21 protein-coding genes are annotated in these 20,010 nt (G+C 42.8%); 2 read left to right on the top strand and 19 right to left on the bottom strand.

The window, feature by feature from the left end:
• Window positions 1-11: 11 nt before the first annotated feature.
• From QOS01_RS02935 to QOS01_RS02915, 5 genes are all read right to left on the bottom strand, one after another.
• Window positions 12-527 (bottom strand): diol dehydratase small subunit, encoded by a 516-nt coding sequence (locus tag QOS01_RS02935; RefSeq protein WP_283621030.1) that lies wholly within the window; start codon window positions 525-527, stop codon window positions 12-14.
• A gap of 14 nt (window positions 528-541) precedes the next feature.
• Complete coding sequence (locus QOS01_RS02930; protein ID WP_283621029.1) at window positions 542-1,240, bottom strand: propanediol/glycerol family dehydratase medium subunit; 699 nt, start codon at window positions 1,238-1,240, stop codon at window positions 542-544.
• 23 nt (window positions 1,241-1,263) lie between these two features.
• Window positions 1,264-2,940 (bottom strand): propanediol/glycerol family dehydratase large subunit, encoded by a 1,677-nt coding sequence (locus QOS01_RS02925; protein ID WP_283621028.1) that lies wholly within the window; start codon window positions 2,938-2,940, stop codon window positions 1,264-1,266.
• Window positions 2,941-2,966: 26 nt separating this feature from the next.
• A complete protein-coding gene (gene pduB, locus QOS01_RS02920; protein ID WP_283621027.1) occupies window positions 2,967-3,686 on the bottom strand; it encodes a propanediol utilization microcompartment protein PduB in 720 nt (239 codons plus the stop codon).
• Between the two features lie 63 nt (window positions 3,687-3,749).
• A complete protein-coding gene (locus QOS01_RS02915; RefSeq protein WP_047769530.1) occupies window positions 3,750-4,028 on the bottom strand; it encodes a BMC domain-containing protein in 279 nt (92 codons plus the stop codon).
• 350 nt (window positions 4,029-4,378) lie between these two features.
• Here QOS01_RS02915 and QOS01_RS02910 point away from each other — a divergent pair, with 350 nt between their 5' ends.
• Complete coding sequence (locus QOS01_RS02910; protein ID WP_283621026.1) at window positions 4,379-5,326, top strand: AraC family transcriptional regulator; 948 nt, start codon at window positions 4,379-4,381, stop codon at window positions 5,324-5,326.
• Between the two features lie 64 nt (window positions 5,327-5,390).
• Here QOS01_RS02910 and eutJ read toward each other — a convergent pair whose 3' ends face one another.
• Both eutJ and QOS01_RS02900 read right to left on the bottom strand, forming a co-directional pair.
• Complete coding sequence (eutJ, locus tag QOS01_RS02905; protein WP_047766900.1) at window positions 5,391-6,245, bottom strand: ethanolamine utilization protein EutJ; 855 nt, start codon at window positions 6,243-6,245, stop codon at window positions 5,391-5,393.
• 84 nt (window positions 6,246-6,329) lie between these two features.
• Window positions 6,330-7,037, bottom strand: coding sequence for an MIP/aquaporin family protein (locus QOS01_RS02900; RefSeq protein ID WP_283621025.1), 708 nt, complete (start codon window positions 7,035-7,037; stop codon window positions 6,330-6,332).
• 426 nt (window positions 7,038-7,463) lie between these two features.
• On the opposite strand from QOS01_RS02900, the gene QOS01_RS02895 reads away from it, so the two are divergent.
• Window positions 7,464-8,555, top strand: coding sequence for a D-2-hydroxyacid dehydrogenase (locus tag QOS01_RS02895; protein ID WP_261313260.1), 1,092 nt, complete (start codon window positions 7,464-7,466; stop codon window positions 8,553-8,555).
• 363 nt (window positions 8,556-8,918) lie between these two features.
• Here QOS01_RS02895 and cobT read toward each other — a convergent pair whose 3' ends face one another.
• The 12 genes from cobT to QOS01_RS02835 are packed head-to-tail and all read right to left on the bottom strand — an operon-like array spanning window position 8,919 to window position 20,008.
• Window positions 8,919-9,971 (bottom strand): nicotinate-nucleotide--dimethylbenzimidazole phosphoribosyltransferase, encoded by a 1,053-nt coding sequence (gene cobT, locus QOS01_RS02890; protein ID WP_283621024.1) that lies wholly within the window; start codon window positions 9,969-9,971, stop codon window positions 8,919-8,921.
• Between the two features lies 1 nt (window position 9,972).
• A complete protein-coding gene (locus tag QOS01_RS02885; RefSeq protein WP_283621023.1) occupies window positions 9,973-10,680 on the bottom strand; it encodes a uroporphyrinogen-III synthase in 708 nt (235 codons plus the stop codon).
• 14 nt (window positions 10,681-10,694) lie between these two features.
• Complete coding sequence (locus QOS01_RS02880; protein WP_222258404.1) at window positions 10,695-11,285, bottom strand: histidine phosphatase family protein; 591 nt, start codon at window positions 11,283-11,285, stop codon at window positions 10,695-10,697.
• The gene (locus tag QOS01_RS02875; protein ID WP_222258402.1) at window positions 11,285-12,043 is read right to left on the bottom strand and encodes an adenosylcobinamide-GDP ribazoletransferase; all 759 of its coding nucleotides are present in this window, start codon (window positions 12,041-12,043) and stop codon (window positions 11,285-11,287) included. The genes QOS01_RS02880 and QOS01_RS02875 overlap by 1 nt, the downstream gene beginning before the upstream one ends.
• Before the next feature lie 8 nt (window positions 12,044-12,051).
• Window positions 12,052-12,642, bottom strand: a complete 591-nt coding sequence (locus QOS01_RS02870) for a bifunctional adenosylcobinamide kinase/adenosylcobinamide-phosphate guanylyltransferase (RefSeq protein WP_283621022.1) — start codon at window positions 12,640-12,642, stop codon at window positions 12,052-12,054.
• Window positions 12,643-12,697: 55 nt separating this feature from the next.
• Window positions 12,698-13,993: a glutamate-1-semialdehyde 2,1-aminomutase gene (hemL, locus tag QOS01_RS02865; protein WP_373842144.1), complete on the bottom strand. Its 1,296-nt coding sequence runs from the start codon at window positions 13,991-13,993 to the stop codon at window positions 12,698-12,700.
• A 19-nt stretch (window positions 13,994-14,012) separates the two neighbouring features.
• The gene (gene hemB / locus QOS01_RS02860; RefSeq protein WP_283621021.1) at window positions 14,013-14,984 is read right to left on the bottom strand and encodes a porphobilinogen synthase; all 972 of its coding nucleotides are present in this window, start codon (window positions 14,982-14,984) and stop codon (window positions 14,013-14,015) included.
• Between the two features lie 4 nt (window positions 14,985-14,988).
• On the bottom strand, window positions 14,989-15,906 hold the full coding sequence (gene hemC / locus QOS01_RS02855; RefSeq protein WP_222258394.1) for a hydroxymethylbilane synthase: 918 nt from the start codon (window positions 15,904-15,906) through the stop codon (window positions 14,989-14,991).
• The gene (hemA, locus tag QOS01_RS02850) at window positions 15,896-17,164 is read right to left on the bottom strand and encodes a glutamyl-tRNA reductase (protein WP_222258392.1); all 1,269 of its coding nucleotides are present in this window, start codon (window positions 17,162-17,164) and stop codon (window positions 15,896-15,898) included. Before hemA ends, hemC begins: the two co-directional genes overlap by 11 nt.
• A 2-nt stretch (window positions 17,165-17,166) precedes the next feature.
• Complete coding sequence (locus tag QOS01_RS02845; protein ID WP_261313259.1) at window positions 17,167-17,628, bottom strand: precorrin-2 dehydrogenase/sirohydrochlorin ferrochelatase family protein; 462 nt, start codon at window positions 17,626-17,628, stop codon at window positions 17,167-17,169.
• Window position 17,629: 1 nt separating this feature from the next.
• Window positions 17,630-19,138, bottom strand: coding sequence for a cobyric acid synthase (locus QOS01_RS02840; RefSeq protein ID WP_283621020.1), 1,509 nt, complete (start codon window positions 19,136-19,138; stop codon window positions 17,630-17,632).
• A gap of 54 nt (window positions 19,139-19,192) precedes the next feature.
• Entirely contained in the window at window positions 19,193-20,008 is an 816-nt protein-coding gene (locus QOS01_RS02835) for an energy-coupling factor ABC transporter ATP-binding protein (RefSeq protein WP_222258388.1), read from the bottom strand.
• Between the last annotated feature and the right edge of the window lie 2 nt (window positions 20,009-20,010).

Genomic DNA, 20,010 nt, shown 5'->3' with positions numbered 1-20,010 from the left:
CTATTTCAATACTAGTTATCGCCCTTAAGCTTCTTCCGGCTTTCGTAGTACTTAGCGGCTTCTTCAAACCAAGCAGCACAGATTGGAGCGTTGTACTTGTTACGGAGTTCGTCAGCAATGTCCAAGAGGTCTTGCTTGCTGGAACGGTATGGCCGTAAAGCATTGTACATTTGCAGTAACCGAGCATCAGGAACCTTAGTCAGTTCAGCAGCACGTTTAAAGTTCTTCTGAATGGCAGGACGACCAGCTGAAGCAGCAATTTCACCTTGCATCTTCAGGGCTTCAGGGGTAATCCGCATTTCGTCACCCTTGATTTGGTCATTCTTAATACTGTTCAGAGTGATGTCATCAAGGCTCTTGCCAGTTGGCGTCTTGACCATGTCACGGTGCTTACCATAAAGTGGGTAATCGTTTCTGTCCATCTCATCTGGAACAGAGGTAGTTCCCGTGTTTGAACTAGCAGCACCGTTGGATTGATCTCCAAGTTGCTGAGTTATCTTTTTAACTAAATCGTCAATTTCGCTCATTGTTCTGCCTCCCGTTAAAATGTTACCTTAATTTCTTCTTCAGGCTTACCAACAACGACTTGATGGGTTTCCCGAATGTGCATAATGGCAGCAATTGCTTGGTAGTGAGCACGTGCTAAGGCATCGTTAACTGCTGGAACTGGTTCAGGAGTCTCGCCCTTAGCGTACATTGCCGCGTTCTTACCAATTGCCCGGAATGTTTCTGGAGTCAAAACTGGAGCTTGTGGGAACAATTCCAAGTTACTCAGCGGGTCTTCATCCTTTTGGTGAATGATTGCCGTACCCTTGGATTGGATACCAACGGCAATTCCAGATCCAGATAGGTGGTCACCTTGGACAGCCATGAAACCAACATCTGAAGTCCGGTAAACTTTAACAACCCGTGCCTTAAGTCCTTCTTCTTCGATCCCGGCGATTACCTGACGAAGAACTTCCTTGTGTGAAACACCAGTCATCGTCTTGTCAAGGACAGTTGCAAATGCAGGACCAACAGCGATTACAACTTCGTCCTTGGAATAACCTGGTTTAGCCTCGCCAACTGGTTGGAACCAGTCAACCTTCTTTTCAGGGACTGCTTTACTGTTAGCTTGTTGCTTAGTGGCAGTTGCTGTAGAACTGTTTTTACCAAAATCAATTGGTGTATCGACATTCTTTGTTTGTGCTAGAACTTCTTGTACTATCTGTCGTACTAAGTTCTCATCAATATCAGCCATAAAAATACCTCCCACTTATTTCATTACAGTTTCAGATGTTCAGGATCAAGAGCCCATGGAAGAGCCTTAATCTTCTTCCATTCATCTTTATCTTCATATAGACGATAACCTGTACCTGGTCCTTGGTAAGTGTTTGGATTGTTGACAGCTGAGTTAACGTTCCACTTGCTATCAAAGATTGATGAAGTTTGAAGGTAGTCACCGCAAACCTTTTGCTTTTGAAGGTCAAGGATAGCTTGAGCGACTTCAGTGTAGCCGTTGTCAGCCAATGCCTTGATAAGGTCAATCGCGGTAATGCCACGGTCCATCATGTTTTGAGCAGCCTTCATATCAGCAACCATGTCACGCTTTGGCATGTCATCGTGTTTGTTTGCGTAAGTAGCAGCTTCAACTTCTTCATCGGTAATCTTAGGAAGGCCGAGGGCATCAAAGACAGCTTGGAGAGCCTTAGCAGCCTTGTTCCGAATCTTGATAACATCTTCTTCACTTACTGGGTGAATACCGTAGTTTTGACCAAGGTCACGTTCCATGACGTACATGTCATCGTAGTCATTGACATCGGTGTTTGATCCAGCAAAGGTGTTATCGTAGTTATCTTCGGCAGCGTAACCAGAGCAAATGTAGTCGGTACCACCGATGAATTGACCCATGAACCGTTCAGTCCGCCGCATGTCTGATGCTGAGAATGTCTGGTCACAACCAGAAGCACATTCGATATCACACATCATGCAAAGAAGGTTTTCACCAAGGACTTCACGTAAACCATTAGGAACGGCACCTGGCATAGAAATACAACTTACGGCACCGTTTTGCAGGCCTTGAACACCAGAACCCTTGGTAAGTAAGATACAACGAGCTTCAAGGTAAAGCATTGACTTACCTTCTGGGTAACCCATCAGAACTTCTGAACCGGCACCTGAGGTAAACCGCATCTTCAAACCACGTGATGCGTAGCATGATGCTAAGAATCCTTTAGACCATGGAGTATCATCACCATCGGTAAATACACGGTCAGTACCATAAACGGAAATGGTTTCAGCATAGGCAGTGAACCCACGCATCCCTAATTGAAGTTCAGTTGCTTCTTCGACAGAACATTGAGTAAGAACACCTGGACGACCAGTTTGTGAACCAACCAGAATTGAGATAGCGTTGAACGGTGCATAACGAGCAACCGCAGTGGTGGTTTCTTGCTCTGGGAACCCACGAAGAGCAGCTTCGGCAGCATCGGCAGCAATTTCAACTGGGTTATCAACAGTGTTAGTAACGTGACATTGGTTAGCTGGCTTGTACCGTGGACGCATCTTCTTAACACCCATGATCATTTCACCGAAGTCAAGTTTACTAATAACTTCCTCGGCCTTAGCTGGGGTTAAAGCAGAAGTGTACTTCAAGACTTCATCCCGTGATACGTTCGGGTCAACAATCATCCGTGCAATCTTGGTTGAGTCAGTTGCCATAACCTTTTCAACGTTATCAATATTGATGGCGTACTTTGCAATGTACAAGTCAATTAGGTCAAAGTCTTCACGCTTCTTGCCATCCATTTCAGTGATGACACCATTTTCAACTTTGATACTTGGCTTAGGGTCATTAGGACCCATCATTGCAACGAATCCTTCATCCGGCCATTCATCAACAAATGTATCTTTATGAATTGGCCGCTTTTCCAATGCTTCAAATCGTTTTTGACGTTTCATAAAGTAGTTCCTCCTCTTAGAACTTACTACTTAATATAAGATGGGAAATCATTCTTCGGTTCGCTACCTGCAAGTTCGCCTAATAGCTTCAAACCAATTTCACGACCAGCCATTACCGCTTGACGAACGGCACCCGAGTCACCAGTAATGGTTAAACTACCTTCGTTTGAGAAACTAGTACCATGACTTGGTGTACTGAATGCAATTGGCTCAACGCCAGCTGTCTTCAAAGCTTTATCAGCCATTACAAGACCAATTCCCGATGGGCATCCACAAATCAAACCAAATGCTTTGCCCTCAACAGCACCTAAACCAACACGGGCACAGTTAGAAGCACGTGCGGTGAACTGCAATTCAAGGTGGCCAGCAGGTGAGTTGTAAACATCGCCCATTGTCCGGTGAATGTTATCAAGCGCAACTTGAACCGCTTGACGAGCATCAGCAGGGTCGTCCCCACCAACAATAATCAAAGAACCATGGCCACCGCCACCCTTAGTATCACGTGGCCATTCAACGTCAATGGTGTCCATATTAGTTGCCTTGACACCTTCATCCATCGCCATGATTTGTGGACCGGCACCTGTCCGGTCACTAATAATTCCAAGTGTCCTGTACTGCTTATTAACGTGCAGCTTGTCTAATAATGCTTGGTCAACACTTGGGATAACTAACCCAATCGTGTCTCCCGCTTTGCTAGCACCGACAAACTCTGGAACAGTACTAGTAGAATTCAGAAAGTCATTCATATAAAATTGCCTCCTGACTATAAACAACTATCTAATATCAGGCCCCAACTCTGGGGTTTTCAACTATTCCTTGTGTGGCAAAATCTTTTCGATGTCTGCTTGTGGACGAGGAATTACATAGCTTGAATGTACTTCACCAATATTTTCAGCAGCTTGTACACCAGCTTCGACGGCAGCTTTAACGGCACCAACATCCCCACGTACCATAACTGTAACTAATCCGCGACCAATCTTTTCTTGACCAACTAAAGTAACATTAGCAGCCTTTACCATTGAATCGGCAGCTTCGATTGAAGCAACTAATCCCTTGGTTTCAATCAGTCCAAGTGCTTCTTGATCCATAAGAAAGCCTCCTAGCATAAAATCTAATAAGCGAAAGCGCTTACCACTTGATACATGTTCATTCTATAACATATTGGTTGTCCTATATTGTTGTCCCTAAACAACTAAATAGTGCAAAATAACAAAATAGAGCTAAAAACTATTCAATTAATCATAATTTTGTAATAAAATAGCGATATAGGATGTTATATTTTTTATCATGATAGGGGTTACAAATAATGCAAGAGGCTACTTTTTTACCAAAGGACACCAATACCATTCAAAAGTTAATCATTACATTTTCAACCTTAACGAACGTTGAATTATTTTTTTATTCAACAAATAAAATGATAATTAGCGGCCACCAAATATTGAACACTTCACAAGACATCTATAATTACCTCACTCATGTCAATTTTAAAAAAGTAACAGCTTTCCCAGTTATTCTGGACAATGCACTGTCCGGTTTCTTCATCCTGAATGTAAGTAGTACTTTAAAGGAACAGGTAATGATGTACCGGAGTTACCTCGACAGTACAAGTGGGCGTCTGGACCAAGGGAATTTCCACCATCTGATGGTGCTCAATGCACTTGATCCGCGTGAACTTCAAAACTACATAGGTGGTCTTAGTTTAATTAGCGATTCAACCACTTCAAAAGATGCGCACCACAAGCTTCATATCATTAACAAGCACGATAAGGGCAAGGTTGTTAATGTTGATAAAAACTTTGTTAACGTGCTTAAGTACATCAACGCTAACATCAGTAAGCCCCTAACTCTTGAGGACATTGCCCAACATGTTTACCTCTCACCTTCATACCTCAGTCGGTTGTTTAAGAACCACTTCAACGTCAACTTCATTGACTACATTAATATCCGAAAAGTTGCCCTTGTCCAGGAGCGCCTGGCCTTATCTGTTGCACCGATTAATGAACTTTCTCACCGTCTCGGCTTTTCACAGGCGAGTTACTTCACTAAAATCTTCAAGCAAAAGTGTGGGATGACGCCTTCCAAATACCGGATGCGAAACAAAAAGATAAAGAAAATTTACACAATCTCCCGAGACCTCTCCTGGCTCAAGGATCCGTCAGTATATACCGTTTCGCAAAAATTCTTCGATGATAAGGGAATTGATTTTAAAACACAGGACCTCAGTGACTCCACATACGTTTACGCAATTGGCGATTTAAGTAGTGATGAGAATAATGGGTGGATTTATACCGTTAACTGTATACAACCCACCACGTCACCAGTAGACGTTTCAGTAGGTGATAAATCAGTTATTCAATGGATTTACACTGGGATAGAGAACTTCTAGCGTTCGTAAAACAATTTAAAAAATCAAAAGGTCAGGAAAACGCAAATTTTCCTGACCTTTTGTACTACTTAGCATGATCACATAAGGCAATTCCTAATGGCGTCACAAATTGCGGGTAAAGTGGTTTATACACTTTCCGCCCTAAAACTTTGGAAAAGGTTGTCGTAAATTCGGTAAAATTCGTTGCCCCACCTACAACTATTACTGGGTCCTCAACCTGGCTACCCAGCTTTTCAACAATAGTTGCCATTTTTTCAACAACCGGGCGAATAACTGTATAAACCTCCTCCTCACGGTCCTTATTCCGTTTCAATTTCTCTGCCTCTTCATTCTTAATTTTATAGCGACCACCGAGAACAAGTGTCATATGGAAACCACCGGTGGGCTCATCAATTACCGTCTGAATTTTTTTATTCTTGAAGATGGTAATCCCGGTTGTACCACCACCAATGTCAACAACCGTGCCATTTTTAATCTTTAAAAAGGTTGCTGCCGCAGTCGGTTCGTCAACAACGTTGGTGCAGGTAAATCCCGCTTCTTCAATAACGTTAGCAACAACCTTACTGCTCTTCTCACCTGTCTTGGGCGGAATTGCACCCGCGGCCGTTGTCAACTCAACTCCAATATTTTCCTCGGCCTTTTTCTTCAGGCGGCGCAAGATATTGACAGAATCCATGTAATTAACCACAATTCCGTCCTGCACAGCGTGATCATACTCAAAATCACCATAGATAATGTGGCTGTTTTTATCTAAAACTGTCAAAACAATTGAAGAGGTCCCGAGGTCGACCCCCACCTTTAGTTTTTGCGTTTTTAGACTCTTCTTTTGTTCATCCGTAAGTACATGGTCCTTATTTACTAGCTTTTCGAAGTGAGCAAGTTGCTTGTTGCTCTGCTCCAATAACTCTCCATTCTTCATTAGGAATAACCTCACTTACTAAAAAGAGACTAGGAACTGGCCAGTCTCTTTATTAACTCTTGAATATTCAAATGAATAGACGCTTTAAACTAGCAGCGCTTGAATAGCACAGGCAATGCAGCCACCAATTAGTGGACCAAACATTGGAACCCATGAGTAGCCCCATTCACCTGATGCTTTATTAGGTACTGGCAAAATTGTGTAGGCAAAGCGCGGCCCCCAATCACGAGCGGGGTTCAAGGCGAACCCAGTAGTTGTCCCTAAACCAGTACCAACAATCATGATTACTAAACCAACAATGAATGGCTTTAATCCTTGGGTGAAATTACCAAGGTTTAAGAGCATGAATACAAAGGCAAAGGTGGCAATAACTTCTGAAAGGAAGTTGAAAAATGGGTTGTTAATTGCTGGACGGGTAGCAAAGTCACTAACGTTATTTCCGTCAGCATCCGTCTTTGTCGCCTTGAATTGTGGCCAGAAATGAAAAATAACTAGTGCTGCGCCAATAAATGCGCCCAGGAATTGTCCAAGGAGATAAGGAATAACATTACTCCATGGGAAGAGGCCAAAGATTGCAAATGGAATCGTAACGGCCGGGTTAAGGTGTCCCAAGGACCCCAAACTACCAGCCACGTAAACACCCATCGTAACAGCTAACCCCCATGATGTACAGATAAACAGCCAACCACTGCCCCTTCCATAGCTCTTATTGAGGTTATTACTGCAGCAAGTACCGGCACCAATTAGAATTAAAATCATGGTACCGAAAAATTCACCAATAAAGCCATGCATAAACTAACACCGTCTTTCTAAGTAAGACCCAGTAGCAAATTATAATAACATGTAATCAAGTGAATGCGCTTTCTTATAACTTACGATTTCATGTTAACATACACACAAAGCATTTTATTAATGCTAAATAGCTTCCATAAAATTTGACAAATAATAAAATAATGTTATTATTTTTATTCTTTTTTGTATTAATTATCACTAATAATTCAATCATTAATATAGATTTCACAAATTTAGAGATCAATACCCAACGATCTACAAACAAGAATGTTAATATTTTAACCAATTAATTTACAAATTGCCTGATTATGACCTTTGATAGCGCTTTACTTAAATCCCACGGTTGATATACAATAGATTTTGTAGGTAGTACTTTATATTACGAAGGGCTTAAAAGTCTTTCACATAAGAAATGAGGTAAGATGTATGGGTGATATTGATGTCAATAAGGATTTAGTAAAAAAGATTGTTCAACAAGTCCTTGCTGAACAATCCGGTTCATCTAATGGCAATGGTGGTAAAAAGATCTTTGCTTTCAGTATTCGGAAGGATGAAGAGCCATATGTTAAGGAATGGGCAAGTAAGCATCCTAACATTGAAGTTGGATACACTGATGAATTACTTACTCCCAAGACGGCAAAGTACGCTAAAGGTGCTAATGGTGTAGTTGTTTACCAACAACTTGATTACACTGCTGATACTCTTCAGGCACTTGCTGACGAAGGTGTTACTAAGATGTCCCTTCGAAATGTCGGTGTTGATAACATTGATATGGCCAAGGCTAAGGAGCTTGGTTTTGAAATTACTAACGTTCCTGTTTACTCACCAAACGCCATTGCCGAACATGCGGCAATTCAAACTGCCCGGATTCTTCGGCAAACTAAGGTAATGGACGAAAAGGTTGCTAATGGTGACCTTCGTTGGGCCCCAACAATTGGTCGGGAAGTTCGTGACCAAACCGTTGGTGTAATTGGTACAGGTCACATTGGCCGGGTCTACATGCAAATTATGGAAGGCTTCGGTGCTAAGGTCATTGCCTATGACCCATTCGAAAATCCTGAATTGAAGAAGCAAGGCTACTACGTTGACAGTCTTGATGACCTCTATGCTCAAGCAGACGTTATCTCACTCCACGTTCCAGCTACTAAGGAAAACTTCCACATGATTAACCAGGACACCATTGCCAAGATGAAGGACAACGTGGTACTGGTTAACTGCTCACGTGGGGCCTTAGTCGATACGGATGCCGTTATTGCTGGCCTTGACAGTGGTAAAATCTTTGGCTTTGTTATGGATACTTATGAAGATGAAGTTGGCATCTTTAACGCTGATTGGCGGGGCAAGCAATTCCCTGACAGCCGGCTTGAAGACTTGATCCACCGTTCCAACGTCTTAGTAACTCCACACACTGCCTTCTACACTACCCATGCCGTCCGCAACATGGTTATTAAGGCCTTTGATAACAACTGTGAGTTAATTAATGGTAAACCAGCTGACACACCGGTTAAGGTTGGTTAATCATCAGCAAAGGTAGTGTAGTCAGAAAAAGTTTTTCCGAGACTTCACAAATTCTGGTATTGGTATGAGGTAATATCCCTATGTCAATACCATTTTTTAATTCAAAATAAACAAAACTTAGTAGTGGAAATTAAAAACGATGGTTTTGCTGTTTACTACTGTTTTAATCACTCACTGTTTATACTAATATAAAAAAAGCAATCAGCGTGGATTATACGTTGGTTGCCTTTTCTCTTTGCTCTGATTTTATTAGATTATATCGATCATTCTCATCAGTATTTTTACGCCTTTTTTAGTGTACAAGCACTGCCACTAAACGATTTTAGCTTTAATCTTTTATTGCTCTCTCACTGCAATATGCCGTTAGGGGATAAAATTGAAATCCATTTCCTGCAACGTATTCATATTCATTAAAATTGCCTTTATTCCATCTAGCCACGGCAAGAGCATCATTGCACCGCTTCCTTCACCGACACACATATTGATATCAATGTAAGGATCAAGGCCGAGCGCTGAGAGTACGATTTGTGAACCCTGCTCCTTGGACTTATGGCTAGGAATCATGTAATCCGTCAGGCCTGGTTGGATAGTGTTTGCTAGCAAAGCAGCTGAATATGATAAGAAGCCGTCAAGGAGCACCGGCCTGTGCATTGCTCCAGCGGAAAGCATAGTTCCGGCCATTGCTCCGAGTTCAAGCGCCCCAACCTCACTTAATACCTTAAGTGGATCGGTACTCCTTTTTCCTGCTAGGCCAGCCCGGGCTAAGCTAGCATTTACAACATCGACCTTGTGAGCCAAACGTTCATCGGAAATATTTGATCCCCGTCCAACCACTTCCGCACCACTTTTGCCGAGAAGTGCAGCAATCATCGCTGAAGCCGCGGTAGTATTGCCCATCCCCAACTCACCAGCGATAATAACCTGGTTGCCCTCGTTAAAAGCTGTTATCCCTGCATCAAAGCCGTACTGAAGTGCTTCTTCTGCCTGTGCCACTGTCATTGCTGGTTCTACTAACATATCACCAGTTTCACGCCGAATTTTATGAACCTTGACTAAAGGTGAGTGGAGATCGCTTTTAATTCCCAGGTCATACACCTGCAACGCACAATTATAGGCCTTTGCTAATGCTGCTACCGTTGTGTGACCCTTCATCATGTTAACCGCTTGGATTGCGGTAATTTTCTGTGGACTAGCGGAAACCCCTTCGTGAACAACTCCATTATCCGCCGCAAAGACTAAGCACTTGCGCGGCTGAACATCAAAGTCCGTTGTTTGGTAAATCCCCGCTAGGTGGTCTGCCAATTCTTCCAACCGCCCCAGCCCTTTGATTGGCTTAGCTAAATTATCCATTCGCTTCTGCATTGCTGTCATCTGCCCCTTATCTAAAGACTGGGGCAAGCTCTCATTATATCTCATTTTAATGTTCCCTTTCATAGTGCCATAAGTTGTCTAATACATTTTCGAGAACCTTTTCCTTACAATTAGGAAAAATCACCTTTAACCCTTTTTCCTTCAGGTAGTTACCAGTACTCTTCCCGAGAACATAATAGTTGATTCGGCGATACTCAATACTATCAACCCGTGTCATAACCTTATACATCCGGTCAAAATTAGATGGACTCGTGACGAGGGCGCTTGTAATACGCTGCTTCATAAAAAGCTTGAGAGCCCTGCCTTCGTGAACCTGGTCCCAGCTATTACTGTAAATAACAACTTTTTCACCAATGAAGTCTCGGTAATACTTTTCTGCCTTATTACCAATCAGCCAGCAAACATCTGTAATCCCCCTGTCTTTCAGCATCGCCAAGAGGGCTGCTCGATTCTCACCACTAGCAACTTCAACTGGGTTATTAACCGTCACTAGCATATCCTTAATCTTTTCACTAAGCACATAAATCGGCGCCCTTGAATTTAGTTTTTTTAGGTGGTCGCAGAAAACTTGAGCACCAAAAAGGCTAGTGATCACTAGATTCCGGCTCCCTTTAATTTCCTTTTTTGCAGCTGTGCTTAATTTAACCGCTTTCAAAACACGAAAAGGAAAATAAATTACATCATCTTTCTGCTCTAACTTGATTCGCCAATAAACTGGAACTTTACTCTTGGGGTACGTAATTAAAATTGCCATTACTTCTCATCTCCCTATTGGTTAAATTGTACTTGTCGTGTCTTGCCATCCTTTAACTCAATTAAACTGAAACAGGCTGCTTTAAAATCAAGTGAATAGAAATTTACTGATGAATCTACTAGGTCTTGGTAAATTAGCCGCAGTGTGCCAAGGTGAGCAACAATGAAGACCGTATCTTCCTCAGCTAAGTGTTGTAAAAGCCATTGCAAGCCCTGGTGGACCCGTTCTTCAAAATTTACAAAGGGCTCAATAGTCGGTGGGGTATAGGTCAATGGAGCCCGCAGCCACTTATTCCATTCTTCTGGATACTGAGCCTCAATTTCATCAGCATCCAGTCCTTCCCACTTGCCAAACCCCTTTTCCGCAAAGCTCGGCAAAGTAATAATTGGTATCGTTGGGAATTTTGCGCAGACGGGACGGATGGTCTGCTGGGTTCGCCGTAGGTTTGTCTGCACGAGCAAAGTTGGCCGCATGACAGCAATCTTTTCTGCCAACGCCTGGGCCTGCTGTCTTCCATGCTTATCTAAGCTAACATCGGCACTGCCATAAAATTTTCGCTGTCGATTGTAGTCTGTTTCCCCGTGCCGGGCTAATAATAATTTCATTAGCTAAACCTCGTTAAGATTGTCAACGTCATCAGAAAAATTAGCGGGGCCAAAGTAGCAAACGCCCCTAGCGTGTCTCCTGGTGTTCCACCCAACACCTGCATAATTTTCCGCCGATAAAAATAAGCTATCAAGGGAATCATCAGGTAGGCAACCAAACCTTGCCAGGCAAAACACAAAGTAGTCACCACCAGTGAAAAAACTTGGGCAACTGCAATTCGCCAGGGCTGAATCCCTAACCAAATATTCGAAAGCCCTTTTTTATTACCTGGGTATACCATTTTGTAAAAAAGCAATGACACTCCTGTCTTTGTCAGCATCGTTAAGCAAACGGTCAAGAGAACAAGGTGGAGTCGGTCAAGGGATGGACTAATGATTATTCCTAAGCTAACTACTAGGGCGTAGTAGTAAATCAGTGCTAGACTTCCCATCGTCCCTAAACGACTATCCTTCATAATTTTAAATATTTTATCTGCTGTCCGTGACGAAAAGAAACCATCTGCCGTATCAGCCAGGGCATCTAGGTGAAAGCCCCCCGTTAAAAGGCCATCAGTGATCCAATAGAGTACCCAGGCAAACCAGATTGGAAAGAGATAACTAAATCCCCAGAAAATAAGGCCTTCAATGCAACCAAGAAGGAACCCAAACAGGGTAATATATTGAATACTGGTTTTAAACTTATTAGTTGCATCATCAATTGGAACTGGAATATTTAACTTAGTAAAAAATTGTGCAAATAAAATTAATGCTTTCCCCATTTTGCCACCTACTTTATCTTTTGTGGAATTCCACTGACTACAAAATAGACATTCTCTGCCTGCTTAGCAATTAGTTGGTTAACTTCACCATACAGATCGCGAAGAACCCGAGTCTGCTTTGTGGCGGGTACAACACCAAGACCAACCTCATCACTAACGATTACCATTGACTGACCTGTCGCTGCCTGAACCTGGAGTATTTTCCCCCACTCATGCAGAATCATATGACGAAGACGGGCAAATTCATCCATGGTGGCCGTCGACAAGTATTCATCAATTTTTTCGGCTGATGTCCTAGTCAAAACATCATCATAAAAGAGATTAGTCACAAGCATAATCGCATCGTCAAGAAGGTAACCATCAAGCGGGTGCTTAATAATTAAGTCAGCAACTCCTCGGTATTGTTCAGCTGTTGTCCATTTACTTGAACGGCGGGCCTGGTGACGCTTAATTCGCAACTGCATCTCTCCGTCAGGATTTTTGACCACCCCGGTTGCAATATAGCAAACACGTTGGTCACGAGAGTACAAGCTCTCAGCAAACTCAGACTTTCCACTCTTCGCACCGCCAAGGACAAGTGTCAGATTATCATTTTTCATTACTTCACCTTCTAAAAAAGGCCGTGACAAGTTATTGCCCCAGCCTTTGTGAATTCTAATTATTGGTTGCTGCTTTAAATGCTGCATCAAATGCCGCGATTGTTTTTTCAATGTCCTCGTCTGTGTGCTTTGTTGAGATAAAGTTAGTCTCAAATTGCGATGGTGCAACATAAACGCCATTTTCAAGTAACTTCCAGAAGCACTTTTCAAAGAGCTGCTGGTCACATGCCTTAACATCATCAAAATTATTGATTGGGTTATCATTATAGAAGTAGCTCCACATTGTTCCAACGTGGTGGACAGTCATTGGTACCCCGTACTTATCTGCAGCGGCCTTGATACCATCAGTCAAAGCAGTTACTCGCTTATCCATCTTGCTATAGTCTTCAGATGTCAGCTGTTCTAAAGTACTAATACCACCAGTCATTGCTAATGGGTTACCAGAAAGCGTTCCAGCATGGTAAATATTACCGGCAGGGGTGATATTTTCCATAATGTCACGCCGGCCACCAAAGGCCCCAACTGGTAAGCCGCCACCGATAACCTTCCCAAGCGTTGTTAAGTCAGGTGTGATGTTAACCAAACTCTGGACACCATGGTATGCGGCCCGGAAACCAGACATAACTTCATCAAAGATTAGGAGAGCACCATGCCTCTTAGTAACATCACGAAGCGTTTGCAGAAATTCTTGGGTCCCAGGAATTACCCCCATGTTACCAGCAACAGGTTCAACAATGGCACAAGCAATTTCATCCCCATGCTCAGCGAAAAGTTTCTTAACCCCAGCCACGTCATTATAGGCTACCGTCAGTGTATCATAAGCAAGATCATCTGGGACACCTGGTGACGTATTAATACCAAATGTTGCAAGACCAGAGCCCGCATCAACCAATAGTGAATCACTGTGACCGTGGTAGTTACCGATAAACTTAACAATCTTTTCCCGGTGGGTGTAACCTCGGGCGAGCCGAATAGCGCTCATCGTTGCTTCGGTCCCTGAAGAAACCATTCGAATCATTTCAATTGATGGCATAATCTGATTAACAATCTTAGCTAATTTTGTCTCTTGGAGGGTTGGAGCACCATAACTCGTTCCCTTAGCAACGGCTTTATCCAGTTCAGCAACAACATGGTCATCAGCATGTCCAAGAATCAGCGGCCCCCATGATAAAACATAGTCAATGTACTTATTACCATCAATATCATAAATATATTCATTCTTGCCATGGTCAATGAATAATGGATCCCCGCCAACGTTCTTAAACGCCCGCACTGGACTATTAACACCACCTGGCATGTATTGCTGCGCTTCTTTAAACGCCGCCTTTGATTTTGCGTTATTTAAAGTCAAAAGTAAAACCACCTATCAATTAAAGCTTCTTTGCGACATCTTTTGCAAAGTAGGTAATGATCAGGTCAGCACCTGCCCGCTTCATTCCAACAAGGGTTTCATAAACAATCTGCTCTTCATTAATCCACCCATTTGCTGCAGCCGCCTTGATCATCGCATATTCACCAGATACATTATAAGCAACCAACGGTAAAAGCGTATGGTTACGAACTTCCCGCATCACGTCAAGGAAGGCCATCGCTGGCTTAACCATTACAAAGTCAGCACCCTCTTTTTCATCACTAGCAACTTCCCGCAAGGCCTCCAAGCGGTTAGCTGGATCCATTTGGTAGGTCTTCCGATCTTTAGGCCCCTCCTTTGGTGAGCCATCAGCGGCATCCCGGAACGGACCATAGAATGAAGAAGCAAACTTAACAGCATATGACATGATTGGAGTGTTTTTGTATCCCGCTTCGTCTAGACCGTGTCGGATAGCTGCAACATAACCATCCATTGCATTCGATGGTGCAATAATGTCCGCACCTGCCTTTACTTGACTGACCGCAGTCTTAGTAAGGTATTTTAAGGATTCATCATTCAACACAACACCGTCACGAAGAATCCCGCAGTGACCGGTACTTGTGTATTCACACAGACAAGTATCAGCAATTACGATTAAGTCAGGGTAAGTCTTCTTAATCAGGCGGATCGCTTGCTGGACGATTCCGTTGTCCTCCCAAGCACCAGTTCCGTATTTGTCCTTCTTATCAGGAACCCCAAAGATAATAATTGACTTAATTCCTAGGTTAACGATGTCCTTAATCTCATCAAGAATTGAATTAACACTGTAACGGTAAATCCCCGGCATCGAAGGAATTTCTTCCCGATCCTCAATCGTGGCATCGACAAAGACGGGCATAATTAAGTCATCCTTATTTAAATGTGTCTCCCTTACTAAATCACGCATAGCAGCGCTCGTTCTTAAACGACGGTGACGATCAAATTGCAACATATTCCTAATCTCCTTCAATAATTCCAAATTTATCTCTTGCCAATAACTGATCAGCAACCCGCTTGCCAACTCCAGGGTTATTGGCAGGAACTCTTTCCGCTTTAATTACGTGTTCCCCGCTTGGTGAAGCAATTAAACCATTAAAAAATAGCTTGCCCTCTTTGGCATAGGCATAACCACCAATTGGAAAATTACAGCTTCCACCGAGCTCACGCATAAATTCTCGTTCAATATGAATACATTGTTCAGACTGAGGATCATTAATTTGGTCAAGCATTTGGCAAATTTTTTGATCAGCCTTTCGGCATTCGATAGCAAGACATCCTTGACCAACCGCTGGCACAATTACGTCCTTCAAATCCAGAACATAATAACCACTAAGGTCAACTTTTAGCCGACTTAATCCAGCGTTAGCTAAAATTATACCCTCAAGGTTTTCACTGTCTATTTTCTTTAACCTAGTATCTATATTACCCCTAATTGGTATGATTTTTAAGTCGGGACGAATGCTCAGTAATTGTCCCTGCCGGCGCAAACTATTAGTTCCAATCCGGGCACCTTGGGGAAGGTCAGTAAGTTGGCTGAACTTAGCATGGCTAATTAAGCAATCAAATGGTGACTCCCGCTTAGGAAACGCTCCCAAGGTAAGGTCCGCTGGTAAAGTTGGCATAACGTCTTTTAAACTGTGAACTGCAAAATCAATCGTCTGGTTTTCAAGCTCATCTTCAATTTCCTTTACGAAGACACCCTTCCCACCAATTTTGGCAAGGCTAGCCTGACGGTTTCGGTCCCCCTCCGTAACGACATTTCTTATTTCAAAAATGGTAGTCGGAAAAAACTTTTCTAATGCTGCAATAACTAACTTTGTCTGAGCCATCGCAAGTTTACTTTTACGACTACCAACAATTACCTTACTTCTCATCTTTTTGATTCTCCACCTTTAAGTTGTCCATTCCAAAAATCTTACAGAAGAAGTCAATATCATCCGTTGCCCTCGGCGTCACCGAAAGCTCCTTAATCTCCTTAATCGGTCCCTTAATCATTTGGTTTATAATACTCTTCATGTGCTTACTGATAATTTTACGCTCATGAGCGTCCAATTCAGGTAGTTTACGTAACAGGCTATCATAAGCTTCCGCTTCAATCTTCAACGAATGCTCACGTAAGCCTCGGATCACCGGCACAATGTGAAGTTGTTTTTCCCAAATATAAAAATCATGAACTTCGGTGGGAACCTCCGCAGCTATTTTCGTTAGCATTTGTTTTTTCTTTTCGTTATTTGCATCCAGAATTGAATGTAGACTATCAATGTCATAGTATTTAGCTTCACTACCTGCGGAAACCGCCACGTTTCGTGGAACTCCTAAGTCGACAATGATTGCCCGTGTCTTTGCGTTAGCTCGGTACAGGGGGTGCTTCACCGCTGTAGCAAAAACTGCAGCATCAACACTTTCTACAACATCCGCAAGTTGGTTAAAGGGGCGCGACTCAACCACACCTTGTAATTTATCCGCAATCGTTGCGGCCCTTTCATCGGTCCGGTTCAAGAGGAGAACCTTACTAAACCCCATGTTACTTGCATTATAAGCAGTGTGCTTGCCGATATGCCCCATCCCAATAACGGCTAAGGTTTTACCGTTTAAGGTCCCAAAAGCTGTCTTGATTTGGTGTAGTCCTGCCTGGCCTGACGACTGGGCAAGTTCACTTACGCGGTATTTTGTATGCATTCGTTTGGAAAACGTAATCGCCTGCTGGAACAAGTGATTAAGGATCACTCCCGTTGTTTTTTGATCGGTTGCAACTTGAAAGGCAACCTTCATTTGCCCAAGGATCTGCGGCTCACCCTTAATTAGTGAATCTAGACCGGTAATTACCCGAAAAAGATGTTCAACCGCTACTTCCTTAGTGCTAATTGAGACATACTGACTAAAATCATCAACTGTGTAGTGAAACCATTCCGCCAAAAATCGTTTGATATAGTAGCGGCCTGTATGAATTTGATCAACCACTGCGTATACTTCTGTTCGATTACAAGTTGAGATTAATAGGTTCTCTAGAATGCTTTTTTCACCATTTAAAAGTTTATCCGCCCGGGAAATTTCTGCAGCTGAGAACGAGAATTTTTCCCGTAATTCAATTGGTAGTTGATGATAATTCAAGCTTACACACATCAAGTACATTCCTAGTCAAACTCCTTATTAAACTTTTTGCTGACACATTCTTTAATCTCGTTTTTTACTTTTTTAGCAAAGCGTGGAGACCGCCCCACTGTTGAAACGCTGATAAACATGTCATCTGAACTAAGCGTCGCCAGGTTATAGAAATCGGAATTAGTCTTATCACTTGTATTATTTACTAGTTGAAAGTGAGTTGCTTCTGCCTTCACCTGGTTATTCACTGCTTTATCATTAGTGCAGGCAATAATAATATCCATTTTCTCCACATATTTACGGTGATAGCTATCTTTAACCCAGTCAATCTGTGAAGGGTCAATATCATCAATAATCATCGGACTGATAACGGTTGGTCTTACACCAGCCGCAACTATTTTTTTAATTTTACGACGAGCAACCTTACCGCCACCAATTACCGCTACCCTTTTACGGTCAAGGTTTAAGATAATCGGATATGGTGCCTTCATCATTTTAATCATCCCTTGTTGAATCCTGTAGAATCTGACTAAACTTCTTCATATCAACATTTTCTTCAAATAGTTTCGCAAGTTTTTCATACTGTTGATCTTTATACTCACTGATAGAAACCATGGTATTAACTAATGGTGCTAACCCCTTAGCAACCCGAAGCCGATTTAAGAGGTGGCGTGTCCAATAAGGATTATCAAAGATTCCGTGAAGGTAAGTTCCGATAACTGTTTCGTCAGCGTTAACTGCCCCGTCTTCCCGCTGCTCTGCTTCGCCATTAGTTTCTTGAATAATTGAAAATGGTGTTGTATTCGGACCGAGTTTCGTTGCTCCCATATGGATTTCATAGCCCTTAAGAACATAATTCTTGCGTTTAGCGGTTGCCTGGGTTGTAGTTTTTCGCTCGTTGAAAATGGTTTCTGTATCAAGGAGGCCCAGCCCTGTCTGCTCCTTGATTGGTGATTCAATTCCATTGGGATCACGAAGCGTCCGACCCAGAATTTGGTAACCACCGCAAATGCCGATCACTACACTCCCGTCAGCATGGGCATGTATAATCGCTTTAGCCAAACCGTTTCTTTTCAAAGAGGCGAGATCCTCGTTTGTATTTTTACTACCAGGGAGGATTAATAAGTCTGGGGTACCAAGTTCTTCTGCCTTGAGAACGTAGCGAACAGACACGTCCGGCTGAATTTTTAGACTATGGATATCAGTAAAATTCGAGATTTTGTTAAGGTCAACAACCGCAACATCAAGGGCCTTAGCCGGGTTCTTTTGCCGCGGCTTTCTTACTAGCGAAACACTATCTTCCTCATCAATATCGACGTCACTCATCGGTAACACCCCAATAACAGGAACACCGGTCAGCTTTTCAATCATCTTGTTCCCCGGCTCCAAGAGCGTCTTATCACCACGAAACTTGTTAATAATAATTCCCTTGATTCGTTGCTGGTCTTCCTTTGCCAGTAATTTGATGGTGCCATAAATGGATGCAAAGACACCTCCCTTGTCGATATCGGCAACAAGGATCACCGGCGCAGCAGCCATTCGCGCCATTCCCATATTTACAATATCATTTTCATTTAAGTTAATCTCCGCTGGGCTTCCTGCTCCCTCTAAAATAATGGCATCATTCTCAATGGCAAGTCCTTGGTAAGCTTTCTTTATATCTGGAATTAGTTGAGGCTTAAACTTATAATAACTAGCTGCGTCCATATCGGCTAGTACTTTCCCCATTACTATCACTTGCGAATCTTGATCAGTTGAGGGTTTTAGCAGGATTGGATTCATTCTAACGTCTGGTTTCACCCGGGCTGCCTCCGCCTGGTAAACCTGTGCCCGCCCCATCTCATCACCTTGATCCGTGATAAACGAGTTTAGGGCCATGTTTTGTGATTTAAACGGTGCAACCTTTTTCCCTTGATTTGTCAAAAGTCGGCAAACCGCTGCAGCCATCCAGCTTTTTCCAGAATCCGATGCGGTTCCTTGAAACATTACTGATTGCACTACCATGATTTATTCCTCCCCGGATATATATGTACGGGAGTTCCCACTCCCCCAATCTTCCTAATCAATATGTTTATTTACGGCATTTGCAAATAGTTCCTGCTCACTCCCATATAGGGGTAGGCCCAGCTTTTGATGAATCTTTACAAGCCATGGCTGAGCTAATTTATTTGCCTTTAACAAATGCTCATCGTTAAAGGCCTCTTGCTTCGTCCCCTCCGCTAAGATTTTTCCCTTGCCAAGAAGGTAAAGGTAGTCACAAACTTCATACATAAAATCCATATCGTGACTAGAAAGGATAATCCGTTGCCCGTTAGCGACCAACTTTTGAATAAGATCTTTCATCCGTTGCTGGCCATCCGGATCAAGACCGGAAGTCGGTTCATCAAGCAGAATCCACTCTGAGCCAATCACCATAATTCCAGCAAGGGCAACCCGTTTCTTCTGACCACCACTGAGGTATTGGATTGGCCGGTCTCTGAGTGGGAAAATATCTAATTCCTTTAGAACCCGGGTAACCCGTTCATTAATTTCACTTGTTGGAAGCTTTAAGTTATGGAGGGCAAAGGCGACGTCATCTTTAACTACCGAATAAAAGATCTGCTGATCAGAGTTTTGAAAAACAATTCCGACCTTTCGCCGAAGATTACGCAGACCCCGTTTAGAGTACTTTATAGGCTGACCATCGACTAGAATTTGGCCGGCAGTCGGTCTTAGTTCCCCAACAAGGTTTAAGAAGAGCGTTGACTTACCTGCACCGTTGTGTCCCATGATGCCGATCACTCGTCGGTCGTCACCACCAAGCTTCAATGAAATATCATCGAGGATCTTATGCTTGTCATCATAACTAAAACTAAGGTGTTTTAATTCAATCAACG

The sequence above is a fragment of the Limosilactobacillus avium genome (assembly GCF_947381485.1).
Taxonomy (GTDB): domain Bacteria; phylum Bacillota; class Bacilli; order Lactobacillales; family Lactobacillaceae; genus Limosilactobacillus; species Limosilactobacillus avium.
The sequence above is the reverse complement of the archived record's forward strand: the minus strand, read 5'-3'. Positions and strand labels throughout refer to the sequence as shown.